Consider the following 25,435-nt stretch of genomic DNA (forward strand, 5'->3'; position numbering starts at 1 on the left):
ACCTCACTTTCTCTTTTTCAAAGCAGCCCCAGCCAGCAGGACAGAAGCAACGCCCCACACGCCTATGCAAAGGAACGCCCCCGGAATATTGAGTGGCTGGGTAATTACGACACCCGGAATATCCCGCATAACAATGGCGGTCATGCTGGACAGCGGATGCAGGTACATATTCACCATCAAGAGGATAAAGCCGAGGAATGTATAAACCAGTGTCAAGCAGACGGGAAGAATATACCCCTTTTGTGCTGCGGCAGCCGCCAGTATTGGCAGTACCGCAAAGGCGGTCAGCAGAGAGATTTCCATACACTTCCGCAGAAGATAAAGGACGCTCCCGCTGTCAAAGGCAATATAGCCGGGCAGGACGCCGGTAAGGATGGACGCGGCTGCGGTAATCAGCATGAAGCAGACCGAGTACACCAGCACCACAGCAAATTTGCTGAAAAAGTACGCCATCTTATTGACCGGCACAATCCAGAGCTGTTTGAGCATATCATATTGGTTTTCGTTATACATCAGCATGGTACACAGCATCCCCAGCACCACCGGCAGGATAATCCACGGGGTATAGCTGAACGCCGTCCACTTGTAAAACTCGATGGGTTCCACGCCGGTTCCCTTAACACTTGCGAAGTAGAACACGGCGGCCAGCGGCATAAACAGAGCTGCCAGCAGCATGAGCCAGATAAACTTTCTCCGGCGCAGCTTTAGAAATTCAACCTGTATCAGTTTAAGCAATGCCCTCTCCCCCCGTAATCTGCTTGAAATAGTCCTCGAGGGTATCATTGCAGATTTGGGAGCTGATAACAGCCACATCCTGCACCACAAGGGCCTTGTTGATTGCCGCCATATCCAGTGCGGTGTCATAGAGCCGCAGGCTATGTTCGTCCTGCACCGCATAATCCGTCACATGGAACTGCCGTTCCAAAATCAGTGAGGCTTTGGGGACATCCGACACCTGAAGCTGGATGTATTTCCGATTTTTCTTTTCCAAATCCTCCATGCTGCTTTCTTCCAGCAGTACGCCGTGGTCGATGATGCCAATATCATCCGCCAGAAGTGCGATTTCGGAAAGAATGTGGCTGGAAATCAGGATGGTTTTGCCGCGATCCACACTTAAATCCTTGATAAATTTCCGCACTTCGGCAATGCCGATGGGGTCAAGCCCGTTGGTCGGTTCATCCAGGATCAAAAGCTCCGGGTCATGCAGGATGGCGTTGGCAATGCCGAGGCGCTGCTTCATACCGAGAGAATACTTGCTGAACAGCTTTTTGTCCCGGTAAGGAAGTCCCACGACTTCCAGTGCGTTTTTGACGGCGTTGGGCCGGGGCGTCCCGCGTAGCTTCGCAAAGATTTCAAGGTTTTCTGTGCCGGTCAGGTTCGGGTAAAAGCCGGGAGTTTCGATGATAGCCCCAATACGGGGATAAATGCGTTTCTCATGGCCTTTGATGTTCTGGCCGAACACATCCACTTCGCCAGAAGTGATTGGCGTAAGGCCCAAAATCATTTTCATAATGGTGGTCTTACCGGCTCCATTTCGGCCCAAAAGCCCGTAAATCCGGCCCGGCTTCACATGAATATCCACAGAGCTGACGGCGGTTTGCTCGCCGTAAATCTTCGTCAGCTTTTTGGTTTCAATCACAAAGTCACTCATAAAGATGCCTCTCTTTCTTATTCTGCTTCATTTTTCCAAATGACATAGTTGTAAAGACTGCCATCCGGGGAATAGTTGATGAACACTTTGAAATCGCCCTTTTCACAGGGAATGACAAATTCAACACGGATTTGGTCGGAGTGTTCCGGCACATAACAGGACACCTCCGGGGAAGCGTCCTCCGGCAGTCCGCCCAGCTTATCGGCTTCTTCCTCCCATGTTTCCTGTATCGCCTCCGCAGAAGTGTTGTCCTGTACGCCCTGCGGCAGCGCATTGAAGAAAGTTTCAAAATCTCCATCCATCATCTGGTTAAAGTATTCGGTTGCTTCCTCTGTAATGGCCTGCTGGTCGGGGGCCTTGATGGAAGATGGGGCGGCCTGCTGGCAGGCGCAAAGTGAAAAAGTGAACAGAACACAGAGGAATAAACTAATCAATCGTTTCATAGGTCTTTCCTTTCAGTAAGATTGCTTTTTTAGAGCCACGACGGATGCGGCGGCAAATGCGGCACCAATCAGGAGCAGCGAACCGGAACAAACAAGCGGTGAAGTGTGGGGCAAAACACCTTGCATCAGGCTTTCTACCATAACCGCGGCTGCTTCGGAAATATGGGGATAAATCCCCATCACGCTTGCCAGCGGGTGTATTCCCGTAAGGTAGGCTGGGGCAATGACTACGGGAACCAGATAAAGCAGCGTTGCGCCAATCGGCAGGATATATCCTTTTGACAGCGTGGCAAGAAATACTATCGGGAGCATGGCTATGGGGATTAGAAGCCCGCCCGCCAGATACAAAAGGCCAGCATCCATCAGCGTTTTGGCGTTCAAGTCGGGAAAGCCCCCGGCGATCACCCCGCCGACAACGCACAAAAGAAAGGTAATCAGGCACAGTCCCACAGACATCAGGATCACCACAGCGACTTTTGAAAAGTATAGCTGCGCTTTTGTGATCGGGATGATAAGCAGTTCTTTCAGCGTGTCGTTCTTGTGTTCGTCAAAAAACAAGGTTGTGGCGAACATTCCCAGCACGATCGGCAGGAACAGGCTGGACAAGTTCTTAAACGCCAGTGTGTAAAGGTCGCCAAAGCTATCCATGTAGGGGCTGCTCCTTGCAATGCTGCAAGCCCGCTCAATCGCAAATGCTCCAAACAGCAGCGTCAGAGCCAGAATACACCAGACAATCTTATTTCGCTTCCATTTCTGGATTTCAGTTGCAATGATCGTCATGCGGTTTCCTCCTTTCATGGTTCCCATTATAAAGGGCAAACCTTGCCATAACCTTGCCGAGAAAAAATTTTTTCAAAAAAAGCTCTGTGATTTCACAGAGCTTTCGGAAGCATGATGGTAAATGTTGTTCCAGCTTCAAGGATACTGTCTGCCGTAATGGTTCCTTTATGGACGCTTACCAGTTCCTTAGCAATGGAGAGGCCCAGCCCGTTCCCTTTGGCAGATCGGGAGTGGTCGCATTGATACATCCGCTCAAAGATATGGGGGAGATCAGCGGCGGAAATCCCTTTCCCGTTATCAGCCACTATGATTTTTGCCTGCTGCTCCGTTTCGGTCACGGTCAGGGTCACTTGTCTTGCGCCGCTGTGCGTCAGGATATTTTGCAGCAGGTTATTGAGAATACGGGTGTAGGCGGTAGGGTCAACCCTCGTCATGTATTCTGTTTCGGGTATCTCAATTTCATAGATGAGATCGTGGCTTTCCAGCAGCGGCACCCAGTCAGCCATGATGTCGCGGGAAAGCTCGTTCAGGTCGCAGACTTCAAAATGAAAAATCTGCTCCCCGGCATCCAGCTTCACCCATTCAAACAGGGCGGTCACAAAGTCTTTCAGGTGGTGGGCTTTTTCCATAGCCACCCGGATATATTCTTCCTGCTCGGCCCCTGTCACCATCTTGCTTTCCACGGCTTCCAAATAGCCCACCAGAGAGGCAAGCGGCGTTTTCACATCATGGGAAAGGCTTGTCATAAGCCGTTTATAAGCCTGCTCGGATTGCTTCTGCTGTATCAGTCGGGATTGGCTGCTCATAGCAATCTCGTTGATGTCATAGCAGATTTGTTTCGTCAGATCGCTTTCCCGCGCCAGTACACGGCGGTTCAAGTTCCCGTTCTTTATATCTGCCAGAGCGTCTTTGATAAGGGAAAGCTGGCCCCGGACGCGGTGAAGTTTTGCCAAAAGGTAGCCGATCACCAGCAGAGCAATCAATAGGGTCAGCAGCAGATAAAGATTTAACTCCATGCTCATGCCTCCTTGTTGAACCGATACCCCACACCCCGGACGGTTTGGATATAAAACGGCTGTTCTGGATTTGGCTCAATCTTCTTCCGTAGTTTACTGATAAAGGCCATGATATTGTTATCGTCAAAGTCGTATTCTTCCGTCCATACCTGCGTGTAAAGTTGCTTTTTTGTAAATACCCGTCCCTTATTGGACGCCAAAACCAGAAGCAAATCAAATTCCTTGCCGGTTAGCTCTATCGGGATATTTTGGACAGTCACCGTCCGATTGACTTTATCAATCACCATATCTTTCAGAAGCATGGTGGCGGCCTCGTTCCCGGTCACGGGATTTAGGGTGGTGTAGCGCCGGATTAGGGAATTGACGCGGGCCATCAGCTCGTTAATGCCGAAAGGCTTTGTCAGGTAATCGTCCGCCCCCAGCCGCAGGCCGGAAACCTTATCTTCCTCGTCGCTTTTGGCGGTCAGCATCAGCACCGGCACATTATTTTTCTCCCGGATTTTTTGCAATACCTGAAAGCCGTCCATACCCGGCATCATCACATCCAGAATAATCAGGCAACAGGTGTCTTTGTTTTCTCCCAGCAGCTGTAAGCCCTCTAAACCGCCATACGCCACCACCGCAGACAAGTTTTCCTGTTCCACGCATTTCTTCATCAAGGCACAAAGTTCCTTATCATCGTCTATAATCAAAACACTATTCATGTTTCAAAGCCCTCCCTTGCTTTGTCCTGCCGTCCACTGGCTTTTGGGCGTCTTTGGGAATTAACCATAGTGTTGCCATTTTCACAGCGCCGGGAATACGGCCAGCAGCGCAGTAATAATTTATTTGACGGGCAGAAACGCCCCATTTTTCACTGGCTTCTTTAATCGTCATATAGTCCATACCTTCACCTCCAACATAATTCATTATATTTCTTTCTCTCGAAGAATACAATATGTGGAATGTAAATAATAGCGGATAGGGATAGGTAAAATGGCATACCGGTCAACAATATATGACAAAATCGGGCATTATCCACACAGCAGAAAAAGCGAAAATTTAAGGGTGCGGCAGGGAATACCGCACCCTATCTATACTTCAAATTTATAGCCCACGCCATAGACGCTTTTCACATAATCCGGCAAGTCGGGGGCAACCCGGAGCTTCTTTCGCAGGTTGCTTATATGATTGTTGATCGCTTTTCGGGAATAGTAGGAATAATCCTCGTGCCATACCAGATCCAGGAGCATTTCATAAGTGAACACCCGCTTTGGATTCAGTATGAGCAAAGCAAAGATTTCAAATTCCTTGACCGTTAGCGGAATTATCTGGCTCCGTACAGTAACAAGGCGCTGCTCTAAGCAGAAATATAAAGCACTTTCCCGGATTTCCGTCAATGGCTGATCTGCCTGCGGCGGGATAAAATACTGGCCTCGAAGAAGTGTAGAGTATGGGACATCAGCCGGAATATTGCCAGCATCATAGTCACGAACAAACTGAGCCAGTTCCTTCTTTTGGCAGGGAGAAAGCAGAGCAAAGAGCTTTTCACCGATTTGTCTGCCGGAATCTTTTAAATCCAGAACGGCTAATTTCCCATATTGTCACCACCTCCTTAGTCCTCTAAAGCATCTTTCAGCTTTTGAAAGGATTCATTGCTAATAACATGTTCAATCCGGCAGGCGTCGGCCTCCGCAATCCTGGGGTCAACGCCTGCTGCGATAAGCTGCTCGGTAAAAAAGCAATGGCGCTCGTAGATTTTTTCGGCAACCTCGCGGCCCACATCGGTCAGATGGAGAAGGTGATCTTCGTCCATTGTGAGAAAGCCGCCGTCCCGCAAGACAGCTACCGCATGGCACACGCTGGGCTTTGACACCTCCATGTGCCGGGCCACATCTACGGAGCGTACCATACCGAGTTTCTTTTGGAGAACAAGGATGGTTTCCAGGTAGTCCTCCCCGGACGCATAGAGTTTCATCTGAACCTCCTTATTTAGTTGTGAGATCGTAAACAGAGATTGATTCATTTGATATTTCCATTCGACGAGTACACAACAATCCCATTAACTCACGATCATGTGTCGCCACAAATACTATTCTATTGGAAGATAACTCTTTGATAAGTTCACAAACTTTGATCATGTTGCCATAATCCAAGCCGCTGGTCGGTTCATCAAAAATCATAATATCTTTATTTGCAAGAGTGGCTACTGCCAGAGCAAGTCGCTGCTTTTGACCTCCAGAGAGTGTCATAGGATGTTTATCCTTGTAATCCAATAAGTCCAGTCGTCTTAGAATTTTCGTGATTTCCTGTTCATCAACAGTTTTATTGAGAAGAGAAAATTCTTCCCATACACTATCCGAAAATAACTGATGGACAACATCCTGCATCGTCATGTAACACAGTTCTCGGCGCTTCTTATATGGATATGGCTTTCCATCAAACACAATTCTTCCTGCTTTTTCTTTCATAAGCCCACAAAGCACACGCAGAAAAGCGGACTTTCCACTTCCATTGCGTCCAGTAACTGCAATAATATCCCCGCGAGCCGCTGCAAAAGATGCGTTGCTGAAAATGGTTCTATTTTTATAGCTCACGGATAAATTATCAATCTCCAATATGCCTGAATTACACTTCGTAGGCACCTCATCTTTTTCGTTGTCTAATTTGAAGCAACGCAATCCAAGCCTAATACGTTCTGAATCCGCTAACGCACGAAATTCATCGCCTGTATATACTTTCTGAATAGCGCCGTGTTCAATATAAACAGCCTTATCCACTAAATCCATGAGAAAATATAAGCGATGTTCTGAGATCACAATCGTTTTACCCATTTGCTTCAATTTGAGAAGAATTTCATGCAGCCGGTCAATTCCATCTTTATCAATATTTGCCGTTGGTTCATCAAGGACATAAATATCCGGATTTACGGCATAAATAGAAGCGAGAGCAAGTATCTGTTTTTCGCCACCAGAAAGGCCAAAAACACTTCGACCCAACAGATTTTCAATCATAAGATCGTGAGCTACTTCTTGAACGCGGGCATTTATTTTGTTTGGCTCTATTCCTAAATTTTCCATTCCAAAAACCAGTTCGCTATCAGAGTCAAGATTAAAAAATTGAGTTTTAGGATTTTGAAAAACTGAGCCTACATCTTCTGATATTTCATAAACTGGTGTTTTGGCAATTTCTTTTCCTTTAACAACAACAGAGCCAGAATATTTTCCTTCTGTGAAATGCGGAATCAATCCGTTGATGCACTTGGTTGCAGTTGTCTTACCGCAGGCACTTCTTCCACAAAGAAGGACAAATTCCCCCTTTTTTATTTGCAGGTCAAGGGAATTTAACTGTTCTTCACCTGTATTTCCATAGGAAAATGACAGGTTTTCAAATGTTATCATAAAATCCCCCCTTCTTAAAGCAACACAAAAGCAATAATAAGAAGTACAATAGCGACAAAGCAGAGTACATAATCCTGTATATGGAACCGCATAGATACTGCACAGGTTTTAGGGCGTGGATTATCTATACCACGCGCAGTAATAGCCTGACTTAATTCATCTGCTGTTGTCGAGGCTGATAACATGAGCGGTACATAGATATACTCCAATTTTTGAAAAACACCATGTACATTTCTCAATTTCATCGCATCGCTGATTGCCTGTTGTTCTTCACGCAAAGTAGGGAAGTAGCGTACTGTGATTGCTAACGGTATAATTACAGTCTGAGGTAAATGCCACCTTTGCAATGCGTGCATAAGCAACCGAATAGGTGTCGTCTGAACGAGCAAAGTTGCTAATGTTACGCAGGGAAGCAACTTGCGGAAAGTAATGACAACAATATTCAGCGAAGTTAATATAATTTCCGGGCAAAATGGCAGCAAAAAGTATTTGATTGCAAGTAGAGCTATATATGTAACCGCGCTTTTTAGGGCAGCCTTATAAACGCCACATAACAACAGGAGAATAATTAAAGCTGCCATTACAATTATTTCAGCCCAGACATAGCTATTTGTGAAAACATAAATATTGATCCCCAACAGCAGGAGAATTTTGGTTCGTGGGTCAAGAACCAAAATTCCCTTTTTCATTGTACCCATTAAACGATTCCTGCCTTTTCAAAATGCTTTTTTAACATTTTGCGTCCAATTAAAGTTCCAATAAAACCGCCAACAAAAGCAACCGCCAACATTCCAATAAATGAGCCAACTGAGATCATAGACTGTAGCCCTTCCACATACTCTACACCCATACCCATTTCTTCAATGGATTTCATATAAGATTCTTGAAACAGCCACATAGGTAAAGGAGAACCAATAAAACCAATCGCAGAAAAACCGCCAGCTAATGCAATGCCTTTGAAGGATTTATATCCGAATATTTTTCTTGCAATTTCTCCCAGAATGCCGGCAACAGCAAATGTAACGATAATCACCCATGTGCATTCTCCTGTCGCAAAAAACAGGATACCGCTGATAATTGCAAGAAGGAGAGCAGATCCCATTTTAGGCACTTTTGCCAACAAAAGAGTAAAAAATGCTCCGCCGAACAGACCTGCGATTCCTGGCCAAAGCAACCAAAGAACGGGTGTGATTCCCACAGGAAGCATCACTACCATTGCGATGGCCATATACAATGCTGAAAAAATCCCAATGTTCACTAAGTCTTTGACTTTAAGTTTGTTGTTTTCCATAATACTCTTTATCCTTTCCTTGTGTTTTATAATTTCCAAGAGGACGCTGTCTGCCGTATTTTTACAAACCTACGGTAAATGCCATCCTGTTGAAGCAATGTTTCATGTGTCCCCTGTTGGACAACATGCCCGTTATCCAGAACGATAATCTGGTCGGCATCCTTGATTGTGGAAAGCCGATGGGCAATGATAACCAGCGTTTTGCCACATGTTAGTTCGTTGATAGCTGTCAACAATGCGTGCTGGTTTTCAGGATCAACACTGGATGTGGCCTCATCCAAAATGATAATAGGAGCATCCTTTAGGATTGCTCTAGCAATAGAAATACGTTGCTTTTCACCACCAGATAGTGTTGAACCACCTTCACCAACAATTGTCTGATATCCATTTGGTAATTTTTCGATAAATTCATTGCAGCATGCTCGACGTGCCGCTTCAACAACTTCTTCATGCGTGGCAGTAGGTTTTCCAAATTTTATATTGTTTTCTATAGTATCGTGAAACAGGTATACCTTCTGAAACACAATGCTCATCAGTTTCATCAATTCCTCAAACTCTATTTCTTTGATATTTTTGCCACCAATCATAATTTCGCCTTGCTGCACATCCCAAAATCTTGTAATCAAATTACATAGAGTTGTTTTTCCAGAGCCAGACGGTCCTACAATAGCCGTTACTCGATGTTCTGGGATTTTTAATGTAACATTCTGAATGATGGGACGATTTTCATAGCCAAAGGATATATTATGAAGTTCAATATTATAATTCTGTATTCTATCTATGGTGTCATTACCTGACATCTCCGGAATTTCCAATACAGACTCAACTTGACTAAGAGCAGTATCTACAATTCGTAGCAGAGCAATATTAGAGGCAAGTCCATCCATCTGTGAGTAAACAAGAAAAGCTGCGAAAAGGAACATAACACAAATAGGAAATGCCATTTCTTGTCTTACATAGAGCAATGCGGAAATCAATACTACTCCACAGCTCGCCAGTCGAAATATGTATCTGTAAAAGCTGATTGGCCAGATCGCTGTATTTTCCAGACGAATGTCTGCTTCCTGTTTTTTATGGAATGCTTCTTTTACTCTGTTCAAACCATCCCGCCCTGTTCCAAAAAGGCGCATAACCATATTGCCCTGTATAAATTCCAATGTTTTCTCTGTCATTTCTTCCTGAGCCTGAAAACGTACTGGCATTACTTTTTTTGCGTTTTCTTGTACGACACGGAGCAAAAGAATTCCGATTCCAAGGCCCGCTAATGTAATAAGCCCTATTCTCCAGTTAAAAAGAAGCAATACTAAAGTACAAACCGCAGCATAGATCAGGCTGCCCAAAATGTTTTCTACAACAGACATTGCCGAGGATTCCAAAGCATTCATATCTGTAGTCATTGCCATCTGGATTTCACCGAGGTTCTTTTCGCTGAAATAACCCATCGGCGCTCTCTTTAATTTTTCACCAGCCTCCAAACGCTTTTCATAAAAGACATCATAGCTGGAACCAGATATATGTTCAGTTATCTGATACTTACAAATAATCTTGCCTGTAAGACCCACAAGTAAAATCGCAGCAGCAACTCCAATTTTCTGTTGGGTAAGGGTATTGATAGAAAAAGAAATATAAAGTATGGCAAATAAGTCCATTGCGGAAAAGAAGGAATGTAATAAGCTGATGATAATTCCTATTGTAATTTTGTGACGATATTTGCCCGCCATTGCCAAAATTCGCTTTATGGTTTCAAGCATTGCAATCACCTCTTTTCCGCTCTGAAGTTAATATTGTCTCGTTCCACAGTCGCTTATAAAGCGCGCAATTTTTTAATAATTCGCTTTGTGTTCCTTCAGCTACAATCTTTCCTTGATCTACAACAACAATCTTATCTGAATTTTCAATCGTTTCCAGACGATGGGCAACTACAATAAGCGTTTTGTCTTTTACCAACTCATTTATAGCTTCTTCAATATACACCTCATTTTCTGGATCGGCATAGGCACTTGCCTCATCCAGAATTACAACATCTGCTGGTTTTAATATTGCGCGGGCTATCGTGATGCGTTGTCTTTCTCCGCCAGAAAGCTTTCCTCCTGCATCTCCGACTAAAGTATCGTATCCATATTCCATTTTGCTGATAAACTCATCACATCTGGCCGCTTTTGCTGCGGCAAGGACTTCCTCATCGGTAGCACAAGGGTTTCCCATTCGAATGTTTTCCTTGATACTAATATTGAAAAGAAAGTTATCCTGTGACACAAAACTAATGTGTTTCATTAACTGGCTTGTTGGAATATTGCGAATATCTTGGCCTCCATAAATGATGTGACCGCTAGTTACATCCCAAAAGCCCGCCATCAATTTTGTTATGGTTGACTTACCTGAACCAGATGGCCCTACTATGGCTGTTTTTCCACCCGCCACAGGGGAAAAGGTTATATCATGTAGCACTTCTTTTTTATCATATCCGAATGAAACATGCTCAAAATGAAAGCCATCATCTGTTAGCAAAACTTCTTTTGATGGCCGCACCAGTTCTTGTTCATCAAGAAAATTTCCTACTTGCCGGATACTGGCATCAACAACAGCAAAATTATCAGCATAATACGTTGCTTGAATCAGCGGACCGGCAATTCCAAGGGATAAAATAAGGCATGTAATATAAATAGAAAAACTGATACTTCCTTGCATAAGAAGATACGCTCCAACGGGAATACCTCCCACAAGGGTAGCAGGAATTACTGTTAATCCAAGTGCTGAATATAGCCAGGTATTTTTCCACCAATCCAATGTCGTATCATGGTAATTCTTCACAGCATCAGAGAATTTTTGGAATGATTTCCCTGTTTGGCTGAAAGTCTTGATTACTTCAATTCCATTGACATACTCAACCAAAGAGCTGTCCATGTTGCTACTGGCTTCAATATATCTATCAGATCTATTCTTATAGTCTTTCATTTGCCCCATTAAGAGTAAAAAGCCAATAGGAATCACAATCATACAGGCCAGTGCCATACGCCAGTCCAAAATGAAAAGTAAAATAATAATGCAAAGCGGTGTGAAAACATTTGCTGTAATCTCTGGCAACATGTGAGCTAAGGGCTGTTCCAATTTGTCAACAGTATCTACAACCATCGCTTTTAACTTACCTGATGGGGTATCAACCATAACTCCCATAGGAACACGCATCATTTTCTCAGCCAGTTTGCATCGAATATTCCCTAAGATATGATAAGCTACCCTGTGAGCTTTCAAAGAGGAAACCGTATTAAACAACATTTTAAGAGTCTCGCCTAACACAGCAATTCCCACATAGCAAAAGATGCGTTCTGCCGTTAAAGTGTTTTGGATCAATCCCGACAAAATTCCTGCGAGCGCAAAATAGGGTGCCATTCCCCACAATACTCCAATCACAGCCAATAGAATAGCTACCAACATTTTGCCTTTACATCCGCTTGTAAAAGAATAAATCCAATACAAGCTACCCTTTACTTTCACAGTCCATCCCTCCTATATAAGCTAATGATTTTAGTTAGCATTAACTAACCCATAAAACAGAAAAATTTTAGGACGATAACGCCCTAAAATTCAGTGCAGTCATTTATTATGTAATTTTCAGAAGCCAAGGACTTCTTTCATACCAGGGTAAAGCATTTTACCGATGAAGTCCAAATGCTTCAATGCCTGTTCTCTTGTATATTCATGTTTAATTGTTTCACAAAGAGCGGTGACAAATGTGGTACACAATATATGAAGTTCATTATCTGTTACTGTTTTATGCGGCAGTCCTCGCTTTTCAAGTACGCCAAACAAATCAATAATTCCTTGCATTTCGATTTCCACAAGACGCTCCTGAAAAGATTCGTAAGATGTACCTTTTGAACAAACAAGTAATAATCGAAAAACATCATAATTGTCATACATGAAGTTAATAGATTCCCTGTTTTTTTCCGTTCTGAACTCGTTAAAATTTTTGAGGAAATCATCGTCACTAAGTCGAGAATATGTTTCTTCCATAGAAACATCGCACATCTTCAAAAAGTCACTCGTGACTGGTTCTACCATTGCAGTAAACATAGCCTCTTTACTTGGAAAATGGCGATATATCCCCGCAGCAGTAATTCCTGCTCGTCTTGCGATATTTTGCATAGACGCTTTCTCATATCCATGCTCCAAAAATTCCTGCTTAATACAAGGGAGCAATTTATTATGTGTATCTGTCTTATCTCTTGGCATATAAAAACCTTCCCGTAAGTTAATCTAATTAGCTTACGTCATTCACTATACCACATAAGAAATAGAAATGCAAGAGAAAAGTGTTAGTTTATACTTACCATTTTCTGCTGCTTCTTGTTTACGAGAGAAATTCATCCAATATAGTTTTCTTCACCTACGCCTTCAACATGTTCATCAGCCCCGATAGCACATGGGATCATAGACTTTAAGTTACTCGGCGTGGACCTGTATCTCCAATATGTAATTCCTCTTTGCAAACGAATTATAAAATGAAACTAAAGCGCATATCATATCATTCCCAGCACATCCTATGAACAATAGAATGTAATAGGGTGATGTGATATGCCGAATGTAAAAGATTGCCCTGGATTTGAAACCTTCGGAGCAGATGTTCAGCAGGCGCGTGAAGCTGTGAAAATGTCCCGCCGGGAGCTGGCCGAAAAGGTCGGCATCGACCCGCGCTATCTTGCAAATATTGAGCTGTGCGGCACAATACCCAGCGTGCAGGTTGTGATGCAGCTCATCCGCATTTGCAAGCTGCCCGCAGAACGCTACTTCAACCCGGAACTGCTTCGGGAGGACAGTGAGCAGCGCCAGCGGACAAGCCACAAATTACAGCTTTGCCCGGAGAAATATCTGCCCATTGTGGAAGGTGTCATTGACGGAGCCATCAAATTGAAAGATGCGGATGATGAGAAGGAGGATGTGTAAGCCTCCTCTTTTCTCGTTTGAAGAAATACCGCCCGAAAGGGCAAAAATACGGGGTACGAGAAACCGGCAAGCAATGCAAACATATACATGTTTTGCGAATTTAGCCGGATTGCACCGGCTAAAATGCTTGTTGAGGGATAACCCCCAAGCCCCCAAGATCGCCACCTTCGGTGACGGCTACGCATCCTGCGGACGCTAAAAAAATCTTCAAAAGGAAAGCTGCAGAGTTGGTAATTGCTCTGCAGCTTCCTTTTTCATATATCGAATTTATAGCCTACACCGTACACACTTTTTACATAGTCCGGCAGATCCGGGGCAACCCTGATTTTCTTTCGCAGGTTGCTTATGTGGTTGTTAATCGCTTTCCGGGAATAGTAGGTGTAATCCTCATGCCATACCAGATCCAGGAGCATTTCATAGGTGAACACCCGCTTGGGGTTCAGGAGGAGCAAAGCAAAGATTTCAAATTCCTTGACCGTCAGTGGAATTATCTGGCCCCGCACAATGACAAGGCGCTGCTCCAAGCAAAAATACAAATCACCTTCCCGGATTTCCGTCAATGGCTGATCTGCCTGCGGAGGGATAAAATACTGGCCTCGAAGGAGTGTTGAGTATGGGACATCAGCCGGAATATTGTCAGCATCATAGTCACGAACAAACTGAGCCAGCTCCTTCTTTTGGCTGGCAGAAAGCAGAGCAAACAACTTTTCACCGATTTGTCTGCCGGAATCTTGTAAATCCAATACGGCTAATTTCCCATGTTATCACCACCTTAGTTACCAAACTTTTTCTTAACCTCAAACACAATTTCGGAAAAAAGCACTCTCCAGTTGAGCAAAATCCCGTGGATTTTCAAGTTGAAAAATCTTTCTCTGCTTGTCAATAAAAACCACATCGTCACAGAAATTCGCAACCAGATCAAGGTTATGGGCTGAAAAGAGTACAAGATTCCCAGCATCACGATATGCAAGCAGCAGCTTTTTTAGGGTGGCAACACTTTCTGGATCAAGACCATTAAAAGGTTCATCCAGGATTAGATTTCCTGCGCCAGAAAGAAAAGCTGCAATCAAATATACCTTTTGTTTCATGCCAAGCGAATAATTTGCAATATATTCGTTCAGCGACCGCTCCAATTTGAACGCAGTTGCTAATCCCCCAAGCGTTTCCTTTGCTTTTACGGCATTTTGATGATAGAGCTGTATAATGCACTTTAAGTATTCATTTCCTGTCAAATTCAGAAACATCTCTTTGCTGTCTGGAACATAGAAAAACTGAAACTTAGACTTAAACTCCCGATTATCAATCCCATCAATCTCCACCTTTCCGCTGTCCATACTGGCCGGTTGTGTGATGGCATTTAATAGTGTGGATTTGCCTATTCCATTGATACCAACCAGTGCATAAATCCGTTGATTGTCCAAAGAACAGGAAATGTTTTCAAAAATTATTTTGTTTCCATACTTTTTTGATATGTCTGTTGCTTTAATCACGAAAGCTCCTCCTGCAAATCAACCAATATACGCACTCGATCGCAACAACACAACCACTCACACAAACAGCAAATGGCAACAGAAAAATATAATCAATGATTTGCGTTGTAAAATAGATTTCCCCAACAGTCAAAGTTATCGAAGCAAAAAGCACGATTACTTTGCTGATATTTCCGTGGAGCAGTTCATTTGTGCTATTGGGTGAGCGGGGCATTTTGTAGTCTAAAAATACTCCAAGCCATACACAGCCATAATTCATTACGGTTCCATAAATGAGAAGCAAGAAGGCATCCAGTGCAGATATACCATGAAAAAATGTTGCTCCCACCCAGAACAGCAATACCGTAATTTCTCCCCAAAAGAAACCTTGCAGGGTTTTCCAGAAAAATAATCGGTGTGTGGATATGGGAAGAAATGAAATATATGCTTTATTCGGATCGCTGGAATAGGCGGTGCTTGAAATGGTGTTCACAGCACAGCAGGACACCAACAGAAACAATTCTAAAGTATATCGTTCGGACACTCCTATCCAATCAAAGTTTTGCACCAATAGCCCGCACAGAACAATCACTGTCAGGATATTCTTTATGTTTGAAAAGAAAATGAGTTCCTTGTTTCTTGATACCCGTTTCCATTCCAACAGGAAGTACGGATTTTTAATTTTTGTAGGCGCTATGGCTTTATTGGCTTTTCGATACTGGAAGTTCTGGGTGTTCAAATACCCTCGAACATATCCAGCCTTTACGCAAAAGCAAGCGCAAAGAGTTGACGAAGCTGCGGCCAGTATTGCAATCAGGAGCCACTTGTCAGGGCAAAATACTTTATTCAGGTTTTCTAAAAATTCCGGCCTAAATAAAATCTCCGACACAAGATTTCCTGCTGATAGCGCCAACAACAAAAATGCTCCATATTGTAAGAGGATAAATCCATATCCCACAATGGATGCCGGAAGCAAATTGGCGATAGCCATAGAAATCAGCAGAACAAGCAGATCAATCAAACAGCTACCTATCCAACAAAACAGCATGATTGTTACTGTCGAAAACCAATCTGAAATGACATACAAAAAGCAGGCCCAAAATGCAGAAATGGTGACGCCTAATTGTAAACAGGCAAGACGGCCAATAACTAATAGGACTAATCTGCCTGACGATAGTGGGAAGCACAGAACATCTTTTATCCGCCGGTTGGTAAAAAGCTGATCGGGTATTTTATATATTCCAATAAATGCACTGATCCAAATTGCAAGGATGGACACGAATACACGATAGTCAGATATTGATCCGGGCAGGTAGTGACCCAATACATACCATATCAAGTACCCCACATAAATACCGATCATGGAAAGTGAAAGCGTAATAATGGGGGTGCTTCTGCTTTTTAAGATTGCTTTATAGAGTGTGCGCTTCATAGTTCATCCGGCTTATATCTGTGAAATATAGGATGCCATCATGATTACTAAAAGAACAGCAAACACAATGCTATTCATTTTTGAAAGCCGCTTCTGCTTGATAAAGCCGATGTTTATAACCAGCGCAATGATTGGAAGCAGCCAGACAGCTAAAACGCTGGGTAAGGGATAATAGGTATCACCCGTATGCAAAATAGAAATCTGCTCCGGCAGGAAGAACAGCATAATGCCGGACAGGAGAAACATCAAAAGAATAATCGCAAAATTGACGGTTGCCAGTTTTGCATTATTTTCGGTGAAATTCTCACCAAGAAGGTTTTTTAACAGTTTGCGAATCATTTTATTAGCCTCCGTTGCTAAACCGGCTCAACCATTTTCTTCAAGGGTTTTCAGCCGCTTTATGATATTTTGGAAATGAACATCGTCTTTCAACGGTTCAAAGGTCTTGCAGTTAATAATGGCTTCTACTGCGCTTTTCTTAATCGTCATCTCATTGCGCGGCATATCGCTTCCCATTGTGAGCGTGTTTTCCAGCCAGCCATCTAAAAGGTCAAAGTATTCATCGCCATGTAAGCTCAAGGGATAGATATTGCTGGTTGCCAGTTGTGTATAGCCTTCCAGCAGCTCCAACGCTTTTTCAGAGTTTCCCAGTTTCATATATCCTTGTGCAATCGTGAAATACAGTGGAAGTATAATTCCTGGGTGCAATTTAGTCAGATTAAAAGCCTCTATCATTGCATAAGATTTTCTTGCAGTTTCTTCAAAAGCATCTTTGTTCTCTAAGCAAAGGCCCAGATAAATGGACAGTAGATTGATAAGTACAACGGTATGTTGAAAAATACCCACTTGTAAAATACTCTTGGCCTCTTTTTTGTTGCCTAAAAAGTGGTAGGCCGAAGCCAGCAAAGGTTCTGTGGATGTCATAGAAAAATCTGGCTCGCCCAAAAGATTTAATACTTCTGATGGATTGCCCAGGGTTAATTGGCATAGAGCCTCCATATTGAGGGCCTGTTTTGCCAGATCCACATTGTCTGTTTCGGACTTTACCCGTTCAAATAACCTGCTGGCATCCTCTAACATTTCTTTTGCCGCAGTCTTATCCTCAACGAATGGGCTATAGTTTACATACAAGCTCCCAATCTGATACAAAAGAGGAAAACAGGAGAAATACTTTTTCGTGATCTCACGGCATTGCTCCCGTACCTGTGCTATCGGCTGCGTAGAAAAGTCAGTTGCTAATTTTCGATACAGGGCTCGAATCTGCTCCTTTGTCATTTGCGGCTCATAGCCAATCAGTTCGTCAATACTGATATTAAAATAGGTAGCAAGCTGCGGTAACAAAGTAATATCAGGATATGTCATTCCGGTTTCCCATTTTGAAACCGCGGCTTTCGATACTCCTATATATGCGGCCAGTTCATCCTGGGTAATCCCGCGCTTATGGCGGTTTTCAACCAGAATACGGCCAAGATTGATTTCTTTCATTATCCCTACCTCCTGATAATAGTATAGAAAACTGGAATCAAAAAAACAATGGAGCATATTTTAACTTCCTGGGGAAAAGTCAACCAATAGGAAACCAAGGTATCTCATGCACCGCCCCAATATGAATAAAGGGTGCGGCAGGGAATACCGCACCCTTTCTATACTTCAAATTTATAGCCTACACCGTAAACACTTTTCACGTAGTCCGGCAGATCCGGGGCAATTCTGATTTTCTTTCGCAAGTTGCTTACATGGTTGTTGATTGCCTTTCGGGAATAGTAGGCATAGTCCTCATGCCATACCAGATCCAGCAGCATTTCATAGGTGAACACCCGTTTTGGATTCTGTATAAGCAAAGCAAAAATTTCAAACTCCTTGACGGTCAGCGGGATCACCTGACCTCGGACAGTAACAAGGCGCTGCTCCAAGCAGAAATATAAATCACCTTCACGGATTTCTGTCAACGGCTGATTGGCCTGCGGTGGGATAAAACATTGATCTTGAAAGAGTGTTGTGCATGGGTCATCAGCCGGAATATCGCCAGCCTCATAGTCTCGAATAAACTGAGCCAGTTCCTTCTTTTGGCAGGGAGAAAGCAAAGCAAACAGTTTTTTACCTATCTGCCTGCCGGAATCTTTCAAGTCCAGTACGGCTAATTTCCCATGTTGTCATCACCCCCATATTTTTCAAATACTTCCTTATCATCTTCTGATAGTTAATTTCTTATAAAATTATCATAAATGCAAGTTTTGAAGATTTCATAAAGATTTGAAAAAAAGGCGGCCCAAAGCCGCCCTTAAGGTCAATACGGAATTGAGATTGTTACCTGTGCGCCACCAGTTTTTTCGGAATTGCTCAAAATAAGCTGTCCGCCATGCTGTTGGACAATGGATTTTGTAATAAACAGCCCCATTCCGAAATGCAGGTTAGAACTACGGCTGCGGTCTGCCATGTAAAACTGTTCTTCGGCGTGCAGCAAATCTTCCTGCGAGAAACCGGGGCCTGCATCTGTTACCGAAATTGTCAGACTTCCTTTATCACCCGTCATTGAGATTAAAATGGGGCTGTCCTGCGGAGAATAATCCAACGCATTATTTACTATATTCATAATTGCCCGTTCCAGCAGTAATTTATCCGCAGGCAGGACAGCAGGTAAGTGTTCTATTTCCACCTGCAATCCGATTTTTTTCGTCTGGCACAGAGCGTCAATCTGCCCCCGTAACTGTTCCACATAGGCAGGCAGATCAATATCCTCCATGTGGAGCTGATAGCCGGTCGCTGCCCGTGAAATATCAATCAATGTCCGAATATATAACCGCATCTGTTCGGAACTGCTGCTAATATATTCAGCATATAAACGCTGTTCTTTATTCAGCTCTGTTTCGCTGATAAGGTCAGCATTTCCCTGAATTACTGTCAGGGGTGTTTTCAGATCATGGGCGAGTGCTGCAATCTGTTCCCTCTGTAATTTTTCCGCGTTCCATTGCTTTTCCAAAGATGATTTCAAATTGTCTTTCATGGAAGAAAAAGAACATAGGACATCCTCAAATTCTTTGATGTTTGAATGTCCCACTTCAAAATCAAGATTTTGTTCAGAAATTTCTTTTGTAGCTTCCATAAGTGGGCGAAGTTGTTTGCGAAATATCTTTGCAAACCTTGCTGTTAAAAGGGTAATAACCAGTAAGGAATTAACAACAATCAAAACCAGCATAAGGATATCTGGGGATGGAAAAAAATCAGGCAGCCACGAAACAGTAAATTGTGAGCCTATAAAATATTGCAAAACGCACAATTCATTATCCCTAACAACAAGGACATATTGCCGCTTGCTCCCTTGATTGATATATTCTCCTTTTGCATAAGATAGTGCATCTTCCTTTTCGTCAGCGGCCATATTGCTGTATAACTCGTTAAAGTCCTTGTCTAAAATTAGATAACGGCACCCCTGCGGCAATACCACTTTGGTTACATCGGGTGCAACCGTCAGTGTCGGAACAATCTCCCTTACTTGTAGCTCACTTTGATTAGCTCTTGTGGCTATCCCCATATTGACGGCGGTTGTTTGCAGCAAAATAGGAACTAAAATAGCAACGCCCAATAGCACAACGAGCGATAGAGCAAATCTACGGAATAATGCTTTTACGGTATGTGATCTTTTCATTCCCATTTATACCCAATCCCCCAGACTGTAGAAATTGGCTGAATATTTAGCTTTTCCAGTTTGGCACGAATATTTTTTATATGAGTAGCAATGGTAGAATTATCGCTATCACCATCCAAACCGAAAACAGCTTCATAAATCTGTTCTTTGGTAAACACTTGACCTTTATTTCGGGCAAGATACTCACAAATAAGATATTCACTTTTCGTCAAAGTTACTCGATTTCCCGCAACCCAAAGTTCTTTCGCTGCCAAGTCAAATTTAATTCTCTCAAATGTGAGGGTGGAATGTCGTTCTCGCTGTTCACGACGCAAATGCGCGTTTACTCTGGCCCTTAATTCCGCTATGCGAAACGGTTTTGTAATATAATCATCAGCACCTATACCCAAACCATATAGTATATCTTCTTCCAGCGTTTTTGCCGTTAAAAAGAGAATAGGGCAGTCAACTATATTTCTGATTTTTTTGCAATATTCAAAGCCGTCCACTCCCGGCATCATCACATCTAAAAGGATAATGTCGTATAAATGGAGTTTCTGCATATCTACATCAGCGACAGTTTGGCAAGCTGTTATCAAATAGCCATCTTTCCTAAGACCATTCTTTATCAGTTCTAAGATGGGCTGTTCATCATCCACCACAAGTATATGCGTCACAAGATCACCTCCATTTTTATTATATCACTCCATGCGGCTTTAGTCAGTCATGTCTTTTGCTGTTGCTTGCCGGTATTCATTGTTTATGTTGACAGCAACAGCAACACTTGTATCAACATTTTCGATACGGTACACATATCCAAAGCTGAAATCTTTTCCCTCTACATTCTTGAAACGCTTTGATACTTGTCCGATTTCTTCTTCCAAGTCTGTTCTGTTCAGGCAGATGTCCGTAATGACATAGGTTGTTCCGTCATAAGATATTTCACTGTAATCCGCAGTATTCAGCTCATAATAGGGCAATGTTTCATTTAGCTTTTCGTTTTTATCCGCCGTATCGCGTAAGTTTCCACACGCTGATAATATAAGCACACTCATCAGAAACAGAGATACCATTGTAAACGCTTTTTTAGTCATTTCCTTTACCTCCTTCCCAAGAGCAAAACCAAATTATGCTAAAAAGGAAAAACAAAAGCGAACACAGCAGAGCGATCACGATGCCACTCATAAAATCAGCACTTAATAGCTTGAAAATATCTGGCTGGCTCCATTCAAGCACGATATAATCCATGGAGCGTACCCCCCATGCCCAAGGATTATATTTCCACACAACATCGCCTAATCCAGTTATCATAAGTGCTGCAATCAAGCTGCCTGCAATGCCAAGCCCCATAGAAGCGCCTTTGCCAAAATTCAAGCCAACAAACAAATGTATCAGATATAAAGGAAGAGAGGTCAATATTAGTAAAGTACCGGCTTTCAGATATAGTGCAAACGGTGCCTCTTGATATATAAGCGCAAAAACGCCCAGTGCTAATACTACTGCTCCGATGGCTCCGATTATCAGCAACAAAATCTTTCCAATATAGGTGGCGGGACGAGATGGAATTGTACCAAGCATGAGTTGATAATGTCCCGCTTGATGTTCAATCTGAACTACTATTCCAACGATAATGCCTGCCAGAAACGGAAAAGATACTGCTAAAACCTCCAAATACGCACTAACCTTTGTTTGGACATCCCAGCCGGAAACCAGAAAATACCCAGCAAAAATGATAGCTCCCAGTAAAGGGATCAGTATGTGGATGTAGAGCAATACACTATGTTTACATTTCAAGAACTCGGCTTTCAGGCAACGAAAGATTGAGGTCATTATCATTTTACCTCCTTTTCAAATCCTTTTGCCGTAACAAGCGAAAGAAGTACAAACACAATTACGGAAAGTAGAAGTGTGAAGCCAATTTCCACAAATGTGAGTGGAGTGTTTTGCATTGTTGTGGGTACTCCGTTCGGCATGATTTTTAGTACAGAGATCATCAAATGTGGAACCCAGCTATACGGACATAAAAACCACAAATTCGAGGTCGCTGCAAAAATCCCTAAGATACTGCCAACTCCTACATTCAGAACAACAGTCAAAAAGATGCCAACCTTTTTTGAAAGCCATAGGGACAACGGCACTTCCCACAAGCTTGCAATTACAATGCAAAGTGTACCGAAAACAGCCCGTAAAACATTGACAGCGAGAGGAATTTCATAAACCGCAAAAATTATATAGCCGCCAACCAGATTTAAGACAAGAAACAATAGATTTCCCCATGTCACATAAAGTCCGGCAATTCCAATTTTTGCTTTCCATGTTTCCCTTAGATCAACTGGTAAGGTGAGAACAGCCTGATATTTCAATTTGCCGTTATCCCGCTGTTCCAACATAGCACATACCAATGTTAAGAAACCGGGATAGAGCAAGATATACCACCAATTATAGGAATTGAGCTGGAACCAAAGAGGCGCAAAGATATTCATAAGCACCGTGACCACTGGTGCAAGCACTATCAACTTTTTGGCAAAAGTTCTCTTGTTCTTCAAATGTTCAGCCTGCAAATAGTTCATACTTACACCTCCTTAGAGTATTCGCGAACGACTTCCATAAACAGTTTTTCCAAATCTTCCCCTGCATGGAGTTGACTTTCATATCCCAACACACCACCGGCAATAATGCCTACATGGTCGGCAATCTGCTGGACTTCCGATAAAATGTGGCTGGACAAAATCACTGTAATCCCTTTTGCTGGGAAAGAACGGATCAGTTCCCGTAGTTCTTCAATGCCTACCGGGTCAAGACCATTGGTAGGCTCGTCAAGAATTAAAAGCTGCGGGTTATTCAGCAAGGCGATGGCAATGCCAAGCCGCTGCTTCATACCGAGGGAAAATTGTCCGGCCCGCTTCTTACCTGTATCGGTCAGACGGACGATGTGCAGGACTTCATCAATTCGATTATCCGGCAGCCCCAGCATCGTTGTCCGCACTTTCAGATTTTCGTATGCGGTCAGGTTTTCATATAAGGGCGGCGTTTCAATCAATGCACCGATCTGTGTCAAATCGCCACGCTGCCACGGATGACCGTCAAACTCGATGCTGCCGGAAGTGGGCCTCAAAATACCTGTAATCATTTTTAGCGTGGTAGACTTGCCTGCACCATTCGGCCCCAGTAGTCCATATACGGAATTTCTCTCGATGTTCAGCGATACGTTATTTACCGCCATCTGCCCTTTGAAGTTTTTGCAGAGGTCGGTTGTTTTCAAAATCATATCCATGCTTTCAAGTCCTTTCTTTTGATTTCAAAGACAGGGTACAAAATAACTTTGAAGATTTCATAAAGATTGCAAAAAATAAAAAACAACTCGAAAGCAGTCTGCGAAATCACCAATACTATAATTTTACAGAAGTGTCATGGTTTCGGTGAATTCCACCAACAAGTTATGACAAAGCCAGGTACTATTGGCACAGATAAGTTGGCTAATATTCTATTGATAAGGTTGTAAATTCGGAATTTTTTAAGAGTGTTCTATAGTTTGATTTTTCTCTGTAGACGATCCCAGCAGATAGTCAATATTGGCCTTCACATTCTGCAGCTCCCGCATTTCTTCCCGTACCTGTTTATATTCCGCATAGGCTTTTTTCTTGGCCTCCAGCACTTCGGCATATTCTTCCCGCAGAGCTTTTATGGTAGGCAGCTTCCCCACGCCCAGGCTGTCAAAGTATTTCTTTGCTGCCTGGTGGATCAGGATGTCGGCCTCATGCTCGGCCCGGAACTTTTTGCTGTAACCGGCTTTTCGATACTCAATGTAGACAGTTCTCGTCTTAGAGTAGTTGACGATCTGTTTCTGCAATTCTCCATTTTGAGATAAACGGCTCTCCATATCCTTGATCTGCGTGGAAAGCTCATTAAACCGGGAAGTCATGGCCTGGGACTTTGCTTGAAGGTCCTCATAGCTCATATTCCCATGCTCCTTCAAGTAAGCAACAGCTTTCGCAAGCTGCTTCACATTGAACACTTTGGCCCAACGCTCATAACCGGCGCCTTTACCGGCCCGCATTGCGGCGTCAATATCAATCAGCATCTTCACCGAAGAATTGGACCGTTTGGGCTGAACAGAGGAAATATAGGTTCCGGCGATCCTTTCCCGTATGGCCTGCTCGGTATAATCTCCTTTCAGAGTATTGCAGCGAGTAGGCTTCTTTTGGCCGGGAACACGGAAGTTGACAGATTTCCCGCGCCGGGTGACTTCCACACCGGACGCTTCCAGAATTTTGAGAAAATCCTCAAAGGTGGAGGGGGACTGCTCCAGGGCGGCGTCAATGGCCTGTCGGATTTGATTCTGAAAGGAAAGAGGTTTGTTTCCATCACCCAGCCATTTCCCATAATGGCCGCGGCTGGGTTTGGGATCTTCGACAATAGAAAGGCCATGCTCCAGGCACAACTTATCGCTGATCCGGCGCAAAGCCCAGGAGGAACCCCAGAAGTTGCGGAATTTCCGGGTACATTCCAAATTTACCGCGCTCACGATGATATGATTATGGACATGGTGCTTGTCTATGTGCGTGCAGACGATAAAAGCGTTGTTTCCCTTCGTCAGCCTCAGGGCAAGTTCCTGGCCGATCTGATTGGCTTCCTCCGGCGTCACTTCACCAGGCTTAAACGCTTGCCGGAAGTGATAGGCAATCACATCATCTGTGCCCCGGACTCTGCCGGTCAGGTTGATATACTGCCGCTTGGCTAAGGTAAATTCTGCATCCGCTGTACGGGTATCACACTCAAAACCGTAAATCAGCTTCCCATAGTCGGTTTTCTCTGGATTTTCTACATAATCAATGATGTCCTCGATTGCGGTGGAGAAGGAGCGGCCCTCTCCGATATGCAAAGGCATCAGCCTTGTGGTCGCCATTGTCCACCTCCTTTGAAGAATGTGCGTTACCAAAACATTTTCAATAAATAAAAAAGCGGCCCGCCGGTTGATCGGCGGGCCAAATCCTTACCTTATGCAATTTTGTATCGTGCCCGCAGGTGAAGGGCAAAGACCAGTACCGCCCCCAGCGCCCACACCACATAGGTCCACACCATATCCTTGCCGGAAAACTCATAGGCCATGGTAGCGAAAACAAATCCCCATACAATGGACAGACCGCCGCCGATCAGCCAGAAGCCGGGGCGGGTACAGTGCAGCAGGAGAAGCCCCAAAAGGACAGCAATGCCAATCACAACCGCCAGGGCAGGATGAACCCCTAAAAGCCCGTGGGAAAGAAAGCCCGCCAGGATTGCCAGCGCAATGCTGTCAAAAACAATGATGTTTCCCCAAAAAAGCCCGATCACCGTCACAATCAGTCCGATCACAATGCCGATTAGCAACTCTAAGCCAACGGCCAGTAAAGCAGCGCCCATACGA

At 43.6% G+C, this 25,435-nt stretch carries 30 protein-coding genes; 1 reads left to right on the plus strand and 29 read right to left on the minus strand.

Translation table 11 applies throughout. The annotated features are described in order from the left end of the window. Positions 1 to 3 precede the first annotated feature (3 nt). The 15 genes from B5G03_RS01740 to B5G03_RS01810 form a co-directional block, all read right to left on the minus strand. A complete protein-coding gene (locus B5G03_RS01740; RefSeq protein ID WP_071433745.1) occupies positions 4 to 735 on the minus strand; it encodes an ABC transporter permease in 732 nt (243 codons plus the stop codon). Continuing rightward, entirely contained in the window at positions 728 to 1,651 is a 924-nt protein-coding gene (locus B5G03_RS01745) for an ABC transporter ATP-binding protein (RefSeq protein ID WP_087180057.1), read from the minus strand. The genes B5G03_RS01740 and B5G03_RS01745 overlap by 8 nt, the downstream gene beginning before the upstream one ends. A gap of 17 nt (positions 1,652 to 1,668) precedes the next feature. Beyond that, positions 1,669 to 2,094: a DUF3887 domain-containing protein gene (locus tag B5G03_RS01750; protein WP_087180058.1), complete on the minus strand. Its 426-nt coding sequence runs from the start codon at positions 2,092 to 2,094 to the stop codon at positions 1,669 to 1,671. A gap of 12 nt (positions 2,095 to 2,106) precedes the next feature. Beyond that, a complete protein-coding gene (locus B5G03_RS01755; protein WP_087180059.1) occupies positions 2,107 to 2,874 on the minus strand; it encodes an ABC transporter permease in 768 nt (255 codons plus the stop codon). 92 nt (positions 2,875 to 2,966) lie between these two features. Continuing rightward, the gene (locus B5G03_RS01760; RefSeq protein WP_087180060.1) at positions 2,967 to 3,890 is read right to left on the minus strand and encodes a sensor histidine kinase; all 924 of its coding nucleotides are present in this window, start codon (positions 3,888 to 3,890) and stop codon (positions 2,967 to 2,969) included. Between the two features lie 2 nt (positions 3,891 to 3,892). After that, a complete protein-coding gene (locus B5G03_RS01765; protein WP_087180061.1) occupies positions 3,893 to 4,594 on the minus strand; it encodes a response regulator transcription factor in 702 nt (233 codons plus the stop codon). Continuing rightward, on the minus strand, positions 4,587 to 4,775 hold the full coding sequence (locus tag B5G03_RS01770) for a helix-turn-helix domain-containing protein (protein ID WP_087180136.1): 189 nt from the start codon (positions 4,773 to 4,775) through the stop codon (positions 4,587 to 4,589). The genes B5G03_RS01765 and B5G03_RS01770 overlap by 8 nt, the downstream gene beginning before the upstream one ends. 188 nt (positions 4,776 to 4,963) lie before the next feature. Next, complete coding sequence (locus B5G03_RS01775; RefSeq protein WP_343286879.1) at positions 4,964 to 5,269, minus strand: winged helix-turn-helix domain-containing protein; 306 nt, start codon at positions 5,267 to 5,269, stop codon at positions 4,964 to 4,966. A 215-nt stretch (positions 5,270 to 5,484) separates the two neighbouring features. Further along, positions 5,485 to 5,847, minus strand: a complete 363-nt coding sequence (locus tag B5G03_RS01780) for a metal-dependent transcriptional regulator (protein ID WP_087180063.1) — start codon at positions 5,845 to 5,847, stop codon at positions 5,485 to 5,487. Between the two features lie 10 nt (positions 5,848 to 5,857). Then, positions 5,858 to 7,270, minus strand: coding sequence for an ABC transporter ATP-binding protein (locus B5G03_RS01785; RefSeq protein ID WP_087180064.1), 1,413 nt, complete (start codon positions 7,268 to 7,270; stop codon positions 5,858 to 5,860). A gap of 14 nt (positions 7,271 to 7,284) precedes the next feature. Continuing rightward, entirely contained in the window at positions 7,285 to 7,968 is a 684-nt protein-coding gene (locus tag B5G03_RS01790; protein ID WP_087180065.1) for an energy-coupling factor transporter transmembrane component T family protein, read from the minus strand. Next, positions 7,968 to 8,561 carry an MptD family putative ECF transporter S component gene (locus B5G03_RS01795; protein WP_087180066.1) on the minus strand — a complete coding sequence of 198 codons (594 nt, stop codon included), beginning with the start codon at positions 8,559 to 8,561 and terminating at the stop codon, positions 7,968 to 7,970. Before B5G03_RS01795 ends, B5G03_RS01790 begins: the two co-directional genes overlap by 1 nt. A gap of 26 nt (positions 8,562 to 8,587) precedes the next feature. Then, positions 8,588 to 10,312, minus strand: a complete 1,725-nt coding sequence (locus tag B5G03_RS01800; protein ID WP_087180067.1) for an ABC transporter ATP-binding protein — start codon at positions 10,310 to 10,312, stop codon at positions 8,588 to 8,590. After that, positions 10,305 to 12,056 carry an ABC transporter ATP-binding protein gene (locus tag B5G03_RS01805; RefSeq protein WP_242962255.1) on the minus strand — a complete coding sequence of 584 codons (1,752 nt, stop codon included), beginning with the start codon at positions 12,054 to 12,056 and terminating at the stop codon, positions 10,305 to 10,307. Before B5G03_RS01805 ends, B5G03_RS01800 begins: the two co-directional genes overlap by 8 nt. Positions 12,057 to 12,173: 117 nt before the next feature. After that, entirely contained in the window at positions 12,174 to 12,794 is a 621-nt protein-coding gene (locus B5G03_RS01810) for a TetR/AcrR family transcriptional regulator (protein ID WP_087180068.1), read from the minus strand. 342 nt (positions 12,795 to 13,136) lie between these two features. On the opposite strand from B5G03_RS01810, the gene B5G03_RS01815 reads away from it, so the two are divergent. Next, on the plus strand, positions 13,137 to 13,505 hold the full coding sequence (locus tag B5G03_RS01815; protein ID WP_087180069.1) for a helix-turn-helix domain-containing protein: 369 nt from the start codon (positions 13,137 to 13,139) through the stop codon (positions 13,503 to 13,505). Positions 13,506 to 13,759: 254 nt separating this feature from the next. On the opposite strand, the gene B5G03_RS01825 is transcribed toward B5G03_RS01815, so the two are convergent. The 14 genes from B5G03_RS01825 to B5G03_RS01890 form a co-directional block, all read right to left on the minus strand. Continuing rightward, positions 13,760 to 14,248 carry a winged helix-turn-helix domain-containing protein gene (locus B5G03_RS01825; RefSeq protein WP_087180071.1) on the minus strand — a complete coding sequence of 163 codons (489 nt, stop codon included), beginning with the start codon at positions 14,246 to 14,248 and terminating at the stop codon, positions 13,760 to 13,762. 54 nt (positions 14,249 to 14,302) lie between these two features. After that, positions 14,303 to 14,995, minus strand: a complete 693-nt coding sequence (locus B5G03_RS01830) for an ATP-binding cassette domain-containing protein (protein WP_087180072.1) — start codon at positions 14,993 to 14,995, stop codon at positions 14,303 to 14,305. Beyond that, on the minus strand, positions 14,988 to 16,406 hold the full coding sequence (locus B5G03_RS01835; protein ID WP_140401617.1) for a hypothetical protein: 1,419 nt from the start codon (positions 16,404 to 16,406) through the stop codon (positions 14,988 to 14,990). Before B5G03_RS01835 ends, B5G03_RS01830 begins: the two co-directional genes overlap by 8 nt. 12 nt (positions 16,407 to 16,418) lie before the next feature. Further along, complete coding sequence (locus tag B5G03_RS01840; RefSeq protein WP_087180074.1) at positions 16,419 to 16,745, minus strand: hypothetical protein; 327 nt, start codon at positions 16,743 to 16,745, stop codon at positions 16,419 to 16,421. Between the two features lie 27 nt (positions 16,746 to 16,772). Continuing rightward, entirely contained in the window at positions 16,773 to 17,891 is a 1,119-nt protein-coding gene (locus tag B5G03_RS01845; protein ID WP_087180138.1) for a helix-turn-helix domain-containing protein, read from the minus strand. Positions 17,892 to 18,049: 158 nt separating this feature from the next. Then, the gene (locus B5G03_RS01850; protein ID WP_481808402.1) at positions 18,050 to 18,379 is read right to left on the minus strand and encodes a winged helix-turn-helix domain-containing protein; all 330 of its coding nucleotides are present in this window, start codon (positions 18,377 to 18,379) and stop codon (positions 18,050 to 18,052) included. A 314-nt stretch (positions 18,380 to 18,693) separates the two neighbouring features. Further along, complete coding sequence (locus tag B5G03_RS01855) at positions 18,694 to 20,058, minus strand: sensor histidine kinase (protein WP_087180075.1); 1,365 nt, start codon at positions 20,056 to 20,058, stop codon at positions 18,694 to 18,696. Next, positions 20,049 to 20,708: a response regulator transcription factor gene (locus B5G03_RS01860; protein WP_087180076.1), complete on the minus strand. Its 660-nt coding sequence runs from the start codon at positions 20,706 to 20,708 to the stop codon at positions 20,049 to 20,051. Before B5G03_RS01860 ends, B5G03_RS01855 begins: the two co-directional genes overlap by 10 nt. Before the next feature lie 39 nt (positions 20,709 to 20,747). Next, positions 20,748 to 21,125 (minus strand): NisI/SpaI family lantibiotic immunity lipoprotein, encoded by a 378-nt coding sequence (locus B5G03_RS01865; protein WP_087180077.1) that lies wholly within the window; start codon positions 21,123 to 21,125, stop codon positions 20,748 to 20,750. Continuing rightward, on the minus strand, positions 21,118 to 21,861 hold the full coding sequence (locus B5G03_RS01870; protein ID WP_087180078.1) for a lantibiotic immunity ABC transporter MutG family permease subunit: 744 nt from the start codon (positions 21,859 to 21,861) through the stop codon (positions 21,118 to 21,120). The genes B5G03_RS01865 and B5G03_RS01870 overlap by 8 nt, the downstream gene beginning before the upstream one ends. A gap of 2 nt (positions 21,862 to 21,863) precedes the next feature. Next, a complete protein-coding gene (locus B5G03_RS01875) occupies positions 21,864 to 22,601 on the minus strand; it encodes a lantibiotic immunity ABC transporter MutE/EpiE family permease subunit (RefSeq protein ID WP_087180079.1) in 738 nt (245 codons plus the stop codon). 2 nt (positions 22,602 to 22,603) lie between these two features. After that, positions 22,604 to 23,305 (minus strand): lantibiotic protection ABC transporter ATP-binding protein, encoded by a 702-nt coding sequence (locus B5G03_RS01880; RefSeq protein ID WP_087180080.1) that lies wholly within the window; start codon positions 23,303 to 23,305, stop codon positions 22,604 to 22,606. 240 nt (positions 23,306 to 23,545) lie between these two features. Then, positions 23,546 to 24,937 (minus strand): relaxase/mobilization nuclease domain-containing protein, encoded by a 1,392-nt coding sequence (locus B5G03_RS01885; protein WP_087180081.1) that lies wholly within the window; start codon positions 24,935 to 24,937, stop codon positions 23,546 to 23,548. A 92-nt stretch (positions 24,938 to 25,029) separates the two neighbouring features. Then, a complete protein-coding gene (locus B5G03_RS01890; RefSeq protein WP_087180082.1) occupies positions 25,030 to 25,431 on the minus strand; it encodes a hypothetical protein in 402 nt (133 codons plus the stop codon). Between the last annotated feature and the right edge of the window lie 4 nt (positions 25,432 to 25,435).

This window comes from Gemmiger sp. An50 (assembly GCF_002161595.1).
Lineage (GTDB): Bacteria > Bacillota > Clostridia > Oscillospirales > Ruminococcaceae > Allofournierella.